Annotated in this window: 13 protein-coding genes; all 13 read right to left on the bottom strand. The window is 58.5% G+C overall.

All coding sequences use genetic code 11. The features are described 5' to 3' along the window. Positions 1 to 9: 9 nt before the first annotated feature. Positions 10 to 915 carry a hypothetical protein gene (locus tag G006_RS0112350; RefSeq protein ID WP_020483504.1) on the bottom strand — a complete coding sequence of 302 codons (906 nt, stop codon included), beginning with the start codon at positions 913 to 915 and terminating at the stop codon, positions 10 to 12. Positions 916 to 1206: 291 nt separating this feature from the next. Beyond that, on the bottom strand, positions 1207 to 3633 hold the full coding sequence (locus G006_RS0112355) for a phage tail protein (protein ID WP_020483505.1): 2427 nt from the start codon (positions 3631 to 3633) through the stop codon (positions 1207 to 1209). Between the two features lie 9 nt (positions 3634 to 3642). Beyond that, positions 3643 to 5814, bottom strand: a complete 2172-nt coding sequence (locus tag G006_RS0112360) for a putative baseplate assembly protein (RefSeq protein WP_020483506.1) — start codon at positions 5812 to 5814, stop codon at positions 3643 to 3645. 19 nt (positions 5815 to 5833) lie between these two features. Next, complete coding sequence (locus G006_RS0112365; protein ID WP_020483507.1) at positions 5834 to 6229, bottom strand: GPW/gp25 family protein; 396 nt, start codon at positions 6227 to 6229, stop codon at positions 5834 to 5836. 2 nt (positions 6230 to 6231) lie between these two features. After that, positions 6232 to 7896, bottom strand: coding sequence for a hypothetical protein (locus tag G006_RS0112370; RefSeq protein WP_020483508.1), 1665 nt, complete (start codon positions 7894 to 7896; stop codon positions 6232 to 6234). A gap of 6 nt (positions 7897 to 7902) precedes the next feature. Then, the gene (locus tag G006_RS0112375) at positions 7903 to 8544 is read right to left on the bottom strand and encodes a phage baseplate assembly protein V (protein ID WP_020483509.1); all 642 of its coding nucleotides are present in this window, start codon (positions 8542 to 8544) and stop codon (positions 7903 to 7905) included. Continuing rightward, positions 8541 to 9587 carry a phage late control D family protein gene (locus tag G006_RS0112380; protein ID WP_020483510.1) on the bottom strand — a complete coding sequence of 349 codons (1047 nt, stop codon included), beginning with the start codon at positions 9585 to 9587 and terminating at the stop codon, positions 8541 to 8543. Before G006_RS0112380 ends, G006_RS0112375 begins: the two co-directional genes overlap by 4 nt. 465 nt (positions 9588 to 10052) lie before the next feature. Continuing rightward, positions 10053 to 10220 carry a hypothetical protein gene (locus tag G006_RS28635; RefSeq protein WP_020483511.1) on the bottom strand — a complete coding sequence of 56 codons (168 nt, stop codon included), beginning with the start codon at positions 10218 to 10220 and terminating at the stop codon, positions 10053 to 10055. Between the two features lie 13 nt (positions 10221 to 10233). After that, entirely contained in the window at positions 10234 to 11490 is a 1257-nt protein-coding gene (locus tag G006_RS25530) for a CIS tube protein (protein WP_020483512.1), read from the bottom strand. Next, positions 11487 to 11999, bottom strand: a complete 513-nt coding sequence (locus G006_RS0112395) for a phage tail protein (RefSeq protein WP_020483513.1) — start codon at positions 11997 to 11999, stop codon at positions 11487 to 11489. Before G006_RS0112395 ends, G006_RS25530 begins: the two co-directional genes overlap by 4 nt. Beyond that, entirely contained in the window at positions 11992 to 13491 is a 1500-nt protein-coding gene (locus G006_RS0112400) for a hypothetical protein (protein WP_020483514.1), read from the bottom strand. Before G006_RS0112400 ends, G006_RS0112395 begins: the two co-directional genes overlap by 8 nt. 15 nt (positions 13492 to 13506) lie before the next feature. Continuing rightward, the gene (locus G006_RS0112405) at positions 13507 to 13968 is read right to left on the bottom strand and encodes a phage tail protein (RefSeq protein WP_020483515.1); all 462 of its coding nucleotides are present in this window, start codon (positions 13966 to 13968) and stop codon (positions 13507 to 13509) included. Between the two features lie 21 nt (positions 13969 to 13989). Further along, on the bottom strand, positions 13990 to 16167 hold the full coding sequence (locus G006_RS0112410; RefSeq protein ID WP_020483516.1) for a phage tail sheath family protein: 2178 nt from the start codon (positions 16165 to 16167) through the stop codon (positions 13990 to 13992). Positions 16168 to 16187: the final 20 nt, after the last annotated feature.

A 16187-nucleotide genomic window follows, 5' to 3' on the forward strand; every position in this document is an offset into this window, starting at 1 on the left:
CCTCCATGATCAGGGCTGGCGCGCCAGCCAGGCCAATTGGCTGGCGGTGGCCAGGAACGGCCGCACCAAGTTGTTGATCGAGATTAATTGCGGGTTGACCAGAATGGCGTTGATGTCGGCGACGCTGATGCTAATCCTGGCCAGCAGCAAGCGGGCGCCCTCCTCCAACTCGTCTTGCAGTTGTTGGGGATTAACGCCGTTGCCATCCACCAGCGCGTGCAGCAAACGGGCATGCAGCGCCAGTTGCGCACCGGCCTGAGAGTTATCGTTTTGCACTTGCTGCAACAAGGCCTGTTCGGCGGCCGACAGTGTCGGCATCGCCGTCGGCAGCTCCTGATGGCAAGCCCAGGGTTGATAATCATCGTCTGCCGCTGGCGGCGGCAATTGCGGAATCAATTCCAGACGCACACTGTCGGCAGTGCGACTGGGTTGCACCGCGTCGGTACTGAGATTCAGCTTGCGCGCCAGCACCGGCTGCATCGCCACCGGGCAGTCTTTTTGCCGCACGCAGATTTTCAGCCAGAGCAGATTATCGGCATCGCTGTAACCTTCGCGCAGATGACTTTCGGATTGCGCCGCCAGCCAGTCGCCGAGATTGATGCAATAAGGCTCGTGAATCAACACCTCGCGGCCCAGGCCATCGATACCAATGCCGGGACTCACCAGCAGGCGCACCGTCAGATTGTCGGTATTGTTGGGATGCGTCATGGGTGCCATGCTGACCGCCATGCCCGCTAGCGTGCCGTAACCTTGCAACCAATATTGATGCCGCGTCAGGCGGCGGCGATGGTAAGCCTGCTCGTCGCGGGTGGCTTCCAGACCCAGCATCATCCCGGCCTCGTAAGCGACGCGGCGCAGGGGCTCTGCCAAAGTAGCATCCTGTTCCAACGTGGTGAAATCGTCTAGGGTATCCATGCGGCCTCCGTGTGTGGTGCCCAATAGGAAATGCCAAAATCTCGGTATCCGGCAGCATAAATCCCCTCGCCCTTCGGGAGAGGATAGGGTGAGGGCCTAAAAACAGTTAGATCACATTGATCGATCCCCCTCACCCCAACCCTCTCCCGCGAGGAGAGGGAGCTTCTTCCCCTGCCGCTGACAGGAACCGGAATCAGACAAGCCGGTTGCGCCGTGCCAGTCGAAGGACTCAGCCCAAACGGAAGCACTGTGATAAACAGGGCCGGGTTGTTAACCAAACCAATAAAACCGCTATGCCTGCGCATTGATATCCTCCGGTGAAAACGCCGCCGGGTTTTTCAAGATCCCCTCGCGGCCCAGATAAGTGTCGTCCAGCGTCACGCGGCGGAACGGCGGCGCGGTCTCTATGAAGGTATCCATGCCCAGCAACGGCGCAATACCCAGCACGAAAGGATGTTCGGTTTCGATAATCCGGTATTGCAAATGCGCCGGTAGTTGTTCCGTCAAAATGTCTTCCACAGCAGTCCGCAAACTCACCGCCCGCCCGTGCAGCAAGATGCTGACTTGGTGCGCGTATTCCTCGAAAAACGCTTTGACCTGCGCCGCCTCGTCAACTGTCGCCAACTCCGGGGCGAACAAAGCCAGAAATTGCCGGGCATCGCTTTCCGACAGAATCAAGCTGTCGCCGACGATGCTGTTGCCGCTCATGCCGGTGCCTAAAGTTAAAGGATGATCGCCGTCATCCATGTCTATGCCCAGTATCGTCGCCATGGTCCGCCGCAAGCGGAAATTCTCTAAAACCACGATTTCGCCTCGCTGCACACCGCCGTCGCTGACGATGTCCAAGGCAAGATTCAACGCCGCCAGCGTGCCTTTGTATTGTTGAATCAAGGTCAAGTCCCGCAACCAGCGCCGCTGACGGCCTTCCGGCCAGTGGCTTGGCAGGCGGCCGCCCACCGCCTCGGCCAGCCAGGGCAGATTAGCGGCGGGCGTCGCCTCTGGAGCAAGCAATTGCTCGCTGGCGGCGATACGGCCTTCCAGCGGCGTTAAAACGCCTTCGAAGGCCGCCAGCAAGCGCTCGCGGACATCGGCGCCATTGGCCGGACCGACGGCTTGGGCCGGGTCATAACTGAGCTCCTGCCGGTAAAATTCCGGAAAATAGGCTTCCTGATAGGAAAACCGCGGGTAATAGACTCTGATGGCATGCAATGCCGGACTTTGCCGGCCGTCGCCGCGCAAGGTCACTTGAATTTGTAGATAACGTCCGCGCAATTGCCGCACCAGCCCCGTCGGTTGTTGCAACAAAATTTCGAACAAACCGCTAGTACCGGCTTGCTGCCCGGCCAAGCTGGGCGCGAACGGCAATTCGGACGGCAACGGGTTCCATAACGGCGCGGGTTGCTCGATAGGCTTGGGCCGAACCGCCTGCCTGCTGGCAAATACCCGCACCGCAATCTGAATGTCGCAGCCGGGAGGGATGCAGGCATCCAGATACAGCCGGTGCCATTGGGTATCGACTTGGCCGGAATCCAGTTCGTGCAGCAAGGCCGTACCTTCCAGATGAAACTGCGGGCGGCGCAAGGCGTGCAGTTCTCTGGGGCGCGGCACAATCTTAGGAAAATCCGCATCGGCCTCGGCTTGATAACGCAACTGGCCGTCGGCGCTACTCACAAAACGCGGCACGGCTTGCGACAGCATAGGATAACGCTCGTGCAGCAAGCGGGCTTGGCCGGTGTTGGTTTCGTTATCCCCATGTAGCGTTAATACCGGGCAATCGCGTTGCGTGAAATTCACGTCGTCAGCCGCGCGCGGCACCAAAGCCGCCAGCCGGCCGTTGTCCTGCAAAGCAGAATCGGCAGCTAGAGCCAGATCAATAGCGAACGGCAATTCCGCCGGACAGGCGTAGGATTTGAATGGCGCATCAGGTAACGTCGACAGAGGCCGGGTCAGTATGGCCTGCGCGCCGGCGCCGGCGTGGCACAAGATATAAAGCTGCTGCAAATCGCAACACAACGCCAGAGCCTGCAAGCCTTCGGGCAAGGCTTGCTGCCAGATACGGTTTAAGGGATGCGGATTGGCTTGCTCGGGTTCGAAGCGCACCGGTTGCGGTGTGTACGGCAAGGGCAGAGGCTCGCCAGTGCATAACATCAAACCCGTAGCCGAAATTAGCCAAACCCGTTGTTCCGCATCGACACAGGCGCGTAGCGGCATTTGCGACTCAGCATCTTCGCCTTCGGCATTGCCCCATGCACAAAAGGTTTGCCAGCGCCGGGCCAGATGAAACAGCAGCAAGCCATGCTGATTATTGCCATCGCTAAACGGCAGGGCCAGTCTACCGTCACCGGCCGGCTGCCCGAACCCCGGCTTGCCGCTGGTCGCGACCGCCGCGAAAGCCATATCGGTAAACCGGCCCTGCGGCGCAGTGACATCCCGCAACTCATTGTCCTGCAAAGTCAGATAGCCGCGACCGCTATTGAATTCGACGCGAGTGTCGTCGGCACTCAAGCGGCCAATCTGATTAAAACTGTCCAAGGCCAGCGGCGCGCTGTTCTGCCATGCTAGCAAGGCTACCGCCGGATCGGCAGCTGGCAAGCGCAAGACCTGGTTTTGTGCCAGCGTCAGCGCCTGCAAACCGGTATTCCAGCTCAAATGACTGGAGCCTTGCTCGAAGTCGGCCTGGCCTTTCAGTAAAAAATACGGGGTGTTATTGACGTCCATCGCTCACCCTCAACAAATGTCCGGTATTACCGGTACAGCCACGCCCAGACTGTCGTCCGGGGTTTGGCCTTCCAGCAAACCAATGCCGTCCGGCAAGGCCGGTGTGCCGGAACCGCTGTCGGCGCGCACGCCCAGCAGCTCGGGCAACTGGTATTTAGTCAGGCTGATCGTTTCATCGGCCGACAAGCGGCGCCAGCCATTGCTGCCGCGTTGAAACAGGCTCAAGGCATTCACGGCTTGCACTCCGGCCACCCGCGCAGCCTGGGTCAGTAATTCATTGGCACGCACCGCGCCGCCTAAAGGCCAACCCGCGCCGCGCGCGCCACCGGGCGCCAGGGGCCACAGATATTCCAGCAAAGTCTGCTGCACATCGCGCAGGGTTTGTTGCTCGGTTTCGATATCCCGCACCTGCACTTTCACGCTGACGGCAATCGGCACGAACTCCGGACTTAACACATATAGCTCGGTGCCGACCATGGTCCGCTGCAATAGATAGGCAAACACGTCCTTCAACAAGCCCTGGTTGGGTTTGGGCGTGTGGCCCAACGCCGTTTCGGCCGGCGGCAGCACGAACACGCTGACCACGCCCGGCACGCCGTCGCGCGCCGCGCGGATGCTGGCGCCGGGCAGAAAACCGACCAATACTTCAGCGCGGGCTACCGGATTGAGCGGATTGGCCTCGGTGATGATTTTGAAATCCTGCTGGGTCACCGCCCGGTTGCGATGGGTCAGAAACTGCGGGATACGTTTTTCGGCCTGCTCGACCGTCTCCGCATCCAAACCACCTTGCAAAGGCCATTCATGGCGAATTTTATAGCGCGAGCTGCCGTTGACCACTTCCTTGATGGTGCCGGCGGGCAGATTGCCGGCACTACCGCCACCAAACAGATATGCCGCGATACGAATCCGACTGCCCGACGGCGGCCGGCGCCCGGTCGTGCCGTCGCCAAAATACACATAACCGGACTGCGGATTGAGCCGATACACCCTGGCATCGGCGGCTTGACCCGCCAGAAAAGCCACCTGTTGCCAACGCACCCAGGCGCCGTTTTCCTCGACATCCAATTGCAAGGTCGCCGCCTCGATATTCTGATCAGGCAATACCACCACCTGATCGGGCTGACCAGTGCCCATGCCGACCAGCAAATCCTGCTGCAAACCTTGGGCAAGCACATCAACGGCGTTCAGCGCCAAATAACCCAGTTGCAAGTTGGGATATTCCGGACAGCGTAAGCGCAACCAAAACGCCACCCGACCGGCTTCGACTTGATCGGCCAGTTCCGGTGGCCTATCGCCGACACCGCTGAACATCGGATCGGTGGGCACGAAAGCCTGGAACAGCGCCGGATTTTTCGGTAAGCGCAAGCGCACCACGCCGGTCTGCCGACCGCCTTTGGAGCTGTCGGCCAGCACGTCCAACGGCAGATAAATCGTTTCGCCGGCCTCGCCGGTGGAAACCAGCTCCCAGATCAGCTTGCGCGGATTCAATTCGTTGATCGCTTCGCCATCCACATTGTCGGCCGGCGCGATGCCAATGTTAAAGGCGATGCCGGCCAGATGGCTGCGCAGCAAGGCAATTTGGCCTTCCAATTGGCGCGGGGCGATGCAAGCCAGATAAAAGCTACGATCCAGACTAACGGTTAAATCCAGCACTTCCTTAACCGGCTCGAAACGGCGCGGTTGAAACGGTTCCGGCCTTTGACCGTTGCGCAAACCGTACTGCTCCTGTAAGTCCTGCAAGGTCAAACCCAGCGCAGCCAGCTCGCTAGCCTCCAGCTTTTGCTTGATCAACACCTGCAAACTCAGGCAGGTGGGTTGCAATTCGCCAACCGCCGTCAAGATCTGTTTGCCGGCCCTAAGCTGACTACCGTCAGACAACAAGGGTGCCGGCAACACGCTGGTCGGCCCGGCGTCTATACTGACTATACCTTTGGCAGGCCGAGCGGCGCGCACCGGAATTTGCAGCAAATTCAAAAATACCCGGCGCTGGCGCTCCGGGATTAAATTGGCGCGGTACAAAATAGTTTCGGTCAGCCAGGCGAACAAATCGACGAAGCTGTGCAAAGGATCGCCCGGCGCAATCTGCGTCAGCTCCGGCAAATGATTGGCCAGCCGGGCTTTGGCCTCGGCGACCAAATCGTCGAAGCGTCTGTCGTCTAAATTCGGTACCGGTAATGGCATAACGGCCTCTCTTGCAGCCTCAAGCCGGCAGGCTCAGGTTTAGCGTGAATCCCAGTTCCGCCGGACGCTGACTGTTACGCAGCCGGTAGCGGATATTGATATGCACATCGGCGACGCTGGCCGGACTGCCCTGCACTTGCACCTCGTCGATTTCCACTCTAGGCTCCCAGGTCTCCAGCGATTTGCGCACCACACCCGCGATCAAATGCCGGGTGGTTTCGTTATTGGGTTGATGCACGAAGTTTAATAAACCGGCACCGAAGTTTGGCCGTTGCAAACGCTCGCCGGGCCGGGTCAGCAGGATGTTAAGCATCACTTCGCGGATGCTTTGATCGTCGCGGGTCCAGCTCAGCCGCCCGTCGGAGTCGATATTTCCCAGGGGCCAACTCAAAATTTCCGGTACCGGCGTACGCATCCTTAATCTCCTTTGATTTTTGGAAACGGCAAGCAAATCCGTACCCACGGCAGCCAGAAGAATACGATGTTCAGCAGCGAGATCATGATCATCAGCAAAATCATCGCCACCAGCGTAATCACCGGCAAGCTAAACGAACAAATCCATTGAATGCCAAAATCCGGGCCGGAAGTATCCTTTACGGTGTCTTCGCTGGCGCCTTTGTTCAACTTCAATTTATTCATCAAATCGAAGGTATCAGCCGGCGTAATCATCGCCGCACCTTTGACGAGCCCGCGGCGCAGATCGGCCAACGACGGCATCTGGATCAAGGCCGGTCGGCTGGCATCCGGATCGAAGGGCGCGGCGACGCGGAACTGAATGCTGCGGGTGTCGGCATTGGCCCATTGAATCTGTTCTTGCCCCTGATCGTTTTTGGCGCGGACGAAGGCCACCGCCTGATAGACATCGCCGGCATTTTGCGCGAACTTGGGCAACGGAATTTCCTTGACCTTACTCAGAGCTTGATCGCTGAGGCGCTGGCCCAACAAAACGCGGATTTCCTGGGCATCGGCGGCCAGCAGCAACAGGGTCATATTCAGACTGCCGACGCCATTGGCATTCGGCAAAGCCGGTAATGCTCCTAATTTGTCCAAGCCGCCGACCGCATCTATCAATTGTTCTTGCTGAATCAGCCAGCGCACCAGCGGGTTATCGCCGCCCATCGCAAAGCAGGCTTGCAGATAGCTATTAAAGGTTTGTTGCCGATAAGGCGCGAACAAGCCCTGGCTGGTTTCCGTATAGGCTTGGCCTTGCAAACCGGCTGGAAACTTGGCTTCGTCGTACAACCATAGCTGCTGGGATTTATTTTCCAGCGCGACATTCTCGGCAATGCCGGCTTCGCCTAGGTGATATCGGTTGACCAGCATTCTGAGCAATTCGAAACAGGCTTTGCTAGGCAGACCTTGCGCCAAGGGTTTGCTGTGTTCGGCCAGCCAGGTTTGATTCAGCGGCTGCCGATAACCGAACGGCCACGGCAACATCGCCTCCGCGATGCTGGCGGTTTGCGCTTGGTCGGCGCTATCAAACGCCTGACTGACATCGCGCAGATAATAAAAACCGCCCAGCGGCAGATACCCGAACAGTAGCGTGTGGGTTTTACGGTTGGCATCGCTGGTTTTTAACACATGCAGGGGATGCACTTCCTCGCCGCTGTAGGCCGCCTGATCGTCGCGTTTGTGCAGCACACCGTTGGCGCACAACCGGCGATGCAAATCAGGATCGCCGGCTACGCTGGGCGCGTCCTGCCAGCCCAAGGCCTCACCGTCTTCCAGCATCCAGGCCTGCTCGCGACCGCCGCTCAGCCGACGAATTACGAAGCCCGCCGAGCTGATTTTTTGCGGATCCAGCTCCGGCTCGCCGAAACGGTCGCAAACCACTTCGCAACTGACTATGTGAAAGGCCCGATGCAGCGGTAGCCGTAACACCGGCTGTTGGCCGTGGCGGCTGTGACGCTCTTCCTGCTGCCAGGCGCTGAACTGCGGCAAATCGAACTGGCGGCGCTGCATGTCCTGCTTGAAGCGATTAATAAACTCCGCATCCAGATAACGATGCAAGCCGCATTGTCCGCCCTCCTGATAAAACGGCGGTTTCAATTTAATCCGATGCAGAGTCTGCTCTACTTTCATAATCCCTTACCAAATGTTGCCGGCGCCCGGCGTGTAAGAACTGCCGACCACCGAAGTGGCGATCACCGTATCGGCTTGCACCACGCCGCTAAATTTAGACATACTGGCATTCACCGTCACCATGCTGGCGTTAATGGTGACCGTGCTGGCATCGACCGTGACGCTGCCGCTGCTGCGCACCGCGATGCCGCTGCTGTTGAGGGTGACGCTCTGGTCGGCGCGCTCGATAACAATTTCCCCGCCGCCGGCTTCGTCTATCGAAATCTTGTAACCGGAGCGGGTACGCAATTCCACTTTCGGGCCGTTACCGTCGTCGAAATCCAACACCGTTTCCTTCGGGGTGCGGATTACGTAATGATCTTCCTGCGGATCGGCCTCGGTCGGCACGCTGCTGCTACCGGCCCAGACGCTACCCAATACCAGCGGCATTTCCGGGGTGATGAAGGCCAACACCACGATTTCTTCCAGACGCGGCACGAAACTGGCGCCGTAACCCTGGCCGGCTGAGGGCGCGACGACGCCGGCCCAAACTTCCATCTGCGTCGCCAGCAAGCGTACCTTGATGCGGCCACGGCTATCCGGGTCGGCGTTGTCGGTGACTTGGCCGAGTTGCAAACTGTGCAGATTGCCCAAGGCGTGACTGTTCATGACTGCCACCCGCCTTTATTGACTTTAAGATGCGTTTCGAAACCGCTGTTGTTATCGAAGCGATGCACGCAATGCACAATCTGGTAGCGGCCTTTCAGGCGAGGCGACACGCCGTCCAACTCGATCTCCCGGCCAGGTTTTAAAGTCGCCTCACCTTGGCAGACAATCTCGCCTTGAATAAAGCGTTTGGCTTGGCGTTTGAACGCGGCCTTGGCGTAGGCTTCAGCTTCGCTGCTGGTGCCGGGAAACGGCTGCGGGACAATTTCCGGGCCGGGCCAGCTCAGCTTGCCTAAAGCCGCCGCCGCACTGGTGCCGCTGGGTCCCGGCGTCATCGTGTCGGCCGTAAAATCCACCGCTTCGGCGCTAGCCAGGTTATAGCCGTTGGCCTGACTGCTAAGCTGTTGATGGTTTAAATCGGCAATCAAGCGTACTTTCAAGGCGCTGTCCTGGGCACTGAGCTCGACTGGGTTAGGATCGCTTTCCTCAACTTTGGCCCGCAGCGTATTGCCGTCCAGCCGCACGGCTATATCAAAGCGGTTGCCGATGCGCAGCAGAAAGGCCAGATCGCTTTCGTTGAGTTGATGCCAGGTGGCGGTGATATTAGATAGTGACGCATCCGTTTGCAGGCCCGCCTCGCCGGCGATGGCTTGCACCAAATCGTCCGGGCTTTGATCCTCGAAACTGCGGTTATGCCGGCTGCGCGCCAGTCGATGTAGTTTGTCCTGCAACAGCAGTGCGATGTTGGGTGCGCCTTCACCGTAGCTTTCCTCGATGGCGGTAATCTCGCCGCTGAACAGGTGTTGCGGGGTGTCGCTGCCCATGTCGATCTCGACGCCGGCGCCTAAGGCAATATCGTTCAAGGTAAAGTCGGGATCTTGCCCACCTTCCGGCCTGCCCCAGTTGGACAACTGCAATTCGGCATGCGCGCAGCCGTGCAACGGCAGATTAACCTGCATCGCCAGCAAGGCCTGTTGCAGGTCATCGCGTTGTTCGCCGTCGATTTTGATCGTCGGGCGGGAGCTGGTGAAGGCGGTGTCGGGCATAGTGTTGTTTTTAATTGTTGTCGTTTAATTATTATGAGTCGCTATCGCGACGGTTTTTCTAATGTCGGTTCTCGGACCGACAACCGCGATACTTTCTTTTGCTCCGCCAAAAGAAAGTATCCAAAGAAAAGGCGGCCCGGATGCCGCTTACCCCTGCGCTCCTCGCTTTTGAACGGGGTTGCCGAAAGGGGCTTCCTGCCCCTTCGGCAACGTGCGGCATCCATGCCGCACCCCTACGGGCTGCTCACTCGGTACGTCCCTGTACCTCGCCCTCACGGGTGCTGCGCATGCAAATCGGCTATCCTGCCGATTTGTCCGTTCAAAAGCTCCGGTGCTCGGCGCGGCATACGGGAAGAAACCGCTTCCGCAACTCAAAGTCTCCTAAAACCCTTTTACAAATCCCCTCCCCCTCCGGGAGAGGGCTAGGGTGAGGGGATTAAAATCTATGTTCTCAACTTTCTCCTCTCAATCAATCCTCAACCGCTCCTGCCGCTGCCGAGTCAATTCCAACATTTGCGTCAATTCGAGTTCCGCGGGCGACAACGGCGTCTGCTGGGCAGCCGGTTGTTGCTCGGCGGATTCGGTGACGCCGTCTTGCACGTCCAATATCACTTCGTCTATTAATACCGGCATTTGTAATTCCCGCTCAATCGAAACCAACGCCGCTGTCGGCGGCGGCTTTTAACAAACTGCTTACCGATACGCCACTGATTTTGCGAATCACAGTTGCCGAACCGGCTTGGTTAGCTGCGGCTGTTGATAAGAGTCTCCCTCCGGTCACCGCAGTTACCGCTTGTTCGTTTTGCACGCCGCCAATCCCGGTTTGCGCAGTGTCGACTCTTAGCGGCACGCTGCCTGTCTGAATGTTAGTTGCATTCAAGCTGCCCTTTTTTCCAGCCGGGCTGAATGCCCCTTCTATGCCTGTACCCAAACTAGCGGAATTGCCGAATTTAAACGCCGGACTTGCCGGCGGCACCGCTTGTGGCGCTGCTTTTGCCACGCCGGCACTATTGGTCGAACCGGCGACAGCGCCGCCACCGACACTGACTGAGGCAGTCAGGCTTGCCGAAACATTGGCGCTGATACCGCCGCTGATGTTGACACCGGCACTTACCCCAAATCCCACGCCGCCGCTAATCCCCACCGAAGCGCTCAGACTCAAGCTGGGCACCGCCACCACCGATAGAGACGGCATTCTGGGTGACTCTATGCCGTTAAACAGCGAGGTGTCCCGCCAGTTACCGGCCTCTTCGCCGCTGCCGCCTGGCACCGGCGCGGCATTCTGTCCGGAACCGCCTTGCGGACCGGCGCCGGTCGAACTAAGACTGGGCGTGTTGCGGGCGGCTTGCTCCACAGCACGGTTACGGAATTGGTAGCGGTCTTCGCTGAGCTTTAAGGACACGGTGGCGCGCAGCGGCCGTCCTTCCGGCGAGAAGAAATCCAGGGTTTCGTCAAAGCTCTGCACCAGGCCCAAAAACTCAAACGCCCCCCATTGAAATAAACAGCGCTTAGGCGCCTTCATTTTTTTGCCGTCTTCTACCGGCTTAATAAAGGTATCAGCGATTTTCTTGGTCTCCAACCGCACGTCCGAGCCCTGCTCGATGGCTTTCATGGAGCTGCTGTTGCTGCCGGCACTGCTGGCGGTCTGCCCGCCGCCCTGTCCGCCGCCGGGCGCTTCGATATACGTGGTGTCGAAAATCAGTTCTATGGTCAAGTTGGACGAGCTCTTATCGACAAACTGTGCGGCGCGGCTATTGCCGTTGCGGGCGTTTTCTTTCAAGGTGTTCGACAGACTGACTTTCAGGCTGGACGGATTGAATTGCACGTCGATGGCGTTATCCAGATCAGGACTGTCGTTGTCGCCGTTGACAGGGATCAGTTTGCCGCGTTCTATGGCTATCATGCCGTGCCCCTGCCTTGCGTGCTGGTTGGAGCCGGCCTTTGCAATTCTAGACCTTGATGCACCAGATGTAGTTCTTCTATGGCTACCTGGCTGGCGGTGGCGGACAAATCCGGGCCTTTGAATTTGGTCGGCAACACCCCGCTGAGTTTCCAGACCAGCACCGCATTATCGGTGACGTTGCCGCCGCTGACGCTGGGATTGCCGAACACGATAATCTCGCCGCTCAGCCGGTAACCGTAGTTGGCTTGGCTGGTAGTGATGTCGAACCAGGACCATAAATCGTTGATGTCGGTGACACCGCGTTTCAAAATAATCGGCGCGAATTTGGTCGGCCCGGAGCGGTGATGTTCGCCCCAATTATGACCGCCTTCGTTGATGACCTTAGGTTCCATCGTTGCTTCGAAACCGGTCACTTCACTGAAATAGCCGCTGCACAACAGGCTGCTCTGATCGCTGTTATACAGATTGACCTTGAAACGGAAGGCGACGAATTCGCTGATTTCAGCCATCGACCACCTCCGAGCGCCATTCGCCATTCAGATTGGCGAAGGTCAGAAACAGCTTGTCGATCGGAAACGCCGGCGCCAGCATGATCTCGAAGAGCATCGCCCCTTCCTGCGGTATCGATTCGCTGATCGAAAAGGCTTGCTCGGCAGACGCGCCGCGCAAGGCGCCCTGGCTGTACAAGCGTCGAAAAAACTGTTCCAGTAACAAGCGCGGGCGGGGATCGCGGTAATCCAGATTGAAGATTAATTGCTCACCCAAGGCCTGCAATTGCCGACGCAAAAAGCCCAGGAAGCGCATCACTTCCGCCGAGCGAAAACCATCGTAACGCTGGCGGTCGACCGGATAATCGGCGACAGGCAGGGCTGGCACCACCAAGCGTTCGTCGTCCAGGCTGAGTTGCGCGCCACCGCTAAACGAATTGCGATAGTTGAGAACGCTGATACCGGGTTTATCGCGTAACACCAGGGTTTGAGCAATGGACAAGCGCGGATACGGCAAGGCATCAGTGTTTAAGGGCTTGGCCGCCATCGAGCGCCAAGGGCCGTCGCGGCGCGCGACCGCCGCCTGCTGACCGGCGATCAAGCCAACGGGGGTATGCAAAGCAAAACGCGGTCCGCGTAAATAGGGAAACAAAAACTGCACATGCCTTAGCGCTTGTGCGCTATCCGGAAGCTGTTTATACCCCGAAAGTGCGCTCAAAGCCGCAGGGTCGAGTACCGGGCTATCCAGTTCGCCGGAGTAGGACAGCGGCAAGGTGAACAGACATTGCAAATCCGGCCGATGACTGCTGATGAATTGCAGCATGCCGCGCAGCACCTGCGGCAATTGCCAAGGCGGCGGCATGTCGCTTAACTCGGTGCTGTACCGGCGTTCGCGGTGATCGTCATCGGAATTTTGCGTGCAAGGCAGAAACTGCGGATCGTTGTTTTCCAGGCGTACCCTGGGAATATCCGGCAAGCGCGGTGGTATTTGCAGACGCTCCAAATCGGGAAAACCGACTACGCCCAAAGCCGGAATCACCAACACACAGGCCAAGCCTTGGAGAGTAGCAATATCGTGCAATTGCGTGGCATCAGTCGGCAGAAAGCCGGCTTGCCCCGCACTTTCAGGTATCCGCACCACCCACAGCTTTTCGCCGCCGTTGGCGAAAAAATCGTCAACCGCCAAGCCTAACCAGGCTTTATTGCCGGCCAATAGGCTGACGTATTCGGTAGTGGCGGTGAGCGCATCCGGGAAAATGTCGTGAAACTCGGCGCTGGATTGCAGGGGTATCGGCAGATGGTAAAGTTCGCTGGCAGCACCAGGCGACAAGGCATCGACCGCCTGGCCGTAGCCAACAGCGCGCATGTCCGCCAGCGCCGCCGGCAATTGCAGCAGGCGCTCAACCCTGACTCGGCCCGGACAATGACCAAGCATGGCTGCCTCCAGCGCCGCGATCCGGCGTTCGACCGGCCGTGGCGTCAAGGCGATACGCGCTCCCGCTAGCAATTCCATCCTCTGTCGCTCCGCCTAGCTTTGGATGATGGTTTCTACAGAGAGCACCAACTCTTCCATCGCCACATCGCTGCCGCCCTTGGCCGTTAATGTCGGCCCGGTCCATTTGATCGGCATGGCCCTGACCAGTTTCCAGGTGACTACAGCGCTGGCGCTGGTGGGATCTTCGTTTTTAAGCTTGATCACCACGTCGCGCTTGGCGGTCACATCGCCGCCGCGAATTTGCTCCAGCCAGTTATAAATGTTTTCCGCGCCGATCACGCCGCGCTTCAGCGTCACATCGCCGGCCTTGTTGATGGCCGGAATCTTGCGCACATAGTTCACCGCTTCGTTGCCGTTACGGTATTCCGCAACCGTCACTTCGGCGTTCAGCCCGGATACTTCTGAAAAGCCGCCCTGCACTTCGCCTTCGCTGCCGTCGCCCAGGTTGACCAGATAATTGAACACCCCATAGGGCGTTTCGCGATATGTAGCCATGGTTTATCTCCAGTCCAGGGTTCAGGCGTCGGCGGTTTTTTGGCCGATGCGGAAAATCACAAACTCGGCCGGCTTCAAAGCCGCCACGCCGATTTCGCAGACCAAGCGGCCGTTGTCCAGATCGTTTTGGGTCATCGTGCTGCGGTCGCAACGCACGAAATAAGCGGTTTTAGCACTACCCAACAGCCGCCCGTTGACCCATTCGTTGTATAAAAAGCTTTCCACGGTCTGGCGGATGTTGTCCCACAAGCGCTCGCCGTTGGGCTCGAACACCGCCCATTGCGTGGATTTGTCGATGGAGCGTTCCAGGTACAAAAAGTAGCGGCGGACGTTGACGTATTTCCATTCCGGATCGCTGGACAAAGTCCGCCCGCCCCAAACCCGATGCCCGCGTCCCGGAAATGATCGCAGACAGTTGATGCCGTTGGGATTCAGCAACTCCTGCTGGAAGCGGTTGATTTCCTGGGCAAAACGCAAGGCGCCGATCACCGGTTCGTTGGCCGGCGGTTTATGCACGCCGCGCTGCACATCGGTGTTGGCATAGACGCCGGCGACGAAGCCGGACGGCGGCACGTTGATAGTACTGAGCAGACCGCGCGGATCGGCGATGACCACCCAGGGGTAGTACAGTGCCAGCCGCGAATCGTCGAAGTTGGAACGGAACTCGCGTATTTCCGACAGCGCCATGCCGTCGCGGCTATCGACAATGCCGACCCGATAACGCATTTTCAGACAGTGTTTTTGCACTTCGGCGACGATGGCTTGATGGTTGACGGCATCGGCTGCGGCGGCCGGGGTCATTACGATGGACACATCCTCGATATTTTCCAAGGCCACGAAACCGCTGCTGCCGTTGACCTCGTCTTCCACGCCGCCGTAATGCAAAGCCACAGGTAGATTGCCATCACTACCGCCGGACAGGTTAATCAAATAGCGCGGACCTTGGACCGACATCGGACCGGGGTTTAAACCATCCGCTTCAAACAGACTGTACAAGGCTGCTACCACGTCGGCCCCGCTAATCCCGGCACTGAGGGTACAACTGACCGGACTGGTCAATTGGTCGTAACGTTTGTCGGGAGCGACAGGCAGCATTGCGCTGAGGCTGTTTTTCGCGTCGGGGGCGCTGGAAATATCGCCGTAACTGTAAATCACCGGACCGTCGCGGCCGCCGGTATGCACGGAAATATCGAAATTGCGCTGCACCACCACCGCCCGCACCGTATTCGGTGCAGCGGCCAAAGCCGCTAAAGGCAGGGTGATGTCGGCGTTGACACCCGCATTCAAACCGCCGCCGTCCACCACAAACTCGCTGCCGGCCGCATTCAGCGTGCCGCGCAACGCGGTTAGAGTGCCCCAATGCGCCGCGCCGGTATACACCGACAAATTGGTTTCCGCGCTAAGGGTTAACACCGCCGACGTGCCGTTAGCCAAGGAGCCGCTGCTGGGGTTTTTCGCAAACACCCGGGTATAGCTCACCGAAACGCCGGGACCGTTCACCAAGCCGGCCGTCATCAATACGCCCTGACTGCCGTCGGCCTGACCGTTTGGACGCAAAGCAGTGCCGCCCGCCGCGACATCGTCGGCGGTATCCAGTTCGCAGCGGTTGTCGACGATGACAAAATGATTGCCTTCGCGTCGCACCAATGCGCGAACATTCAAAGGGAAACGTTCATCCGGAAATTGCGCGGCGATGCCAGCCGAGCGCACCGCATTGGTCAAGCCGGTGGCATTCAGAAACACCTCTTCGCCTTCGGCGGGCGCCGAAGTAGCCTCGGTTTTTAGCAGGTTTTCGCTATCGCGCCACAGCACTTCCAGCGTGAAATCGCCCATCGTTCCCGGAAAGCGGCTGTTGAAGCTCAGCACGTTTGGCACAGAACGCGCGGACAAACCTGGCGCGTTTTGCGGAAAATTGCCGACCCGCGACACATAGAGCTGTTTGCCACCGCCGTCGAAAAAGGCTTTCGCGGCAATAGCGGTATGGTTAAGAACCGCTGCGCCAGCCAGAGTGAGATCTTGGATATCGCCGTAGATGCGGGTGAATTCGCCAAAGCTAGTCACGACTTCGGGATTACCCCGCAACGGCCCGAAACGCGTGGGACCGACCACAGCCGCAACGCTGGTCCCCACCCCTTCGATCGATTTGGCGCGAAAGCTAACTTCTTCTACAAACACACCCGGTGCAAGATATTCAGGCATGCTCCCCTCCTTAATTTTTA

This window comes from Methylomonas sp. MK1 (genome assembly GCF_000365425.1).
Classification (GTDB): Bacteria; Pseudomonadota; Gammaproteobacteria; order Methylococcales; family Methylomonadaceae; genus Methylomonas.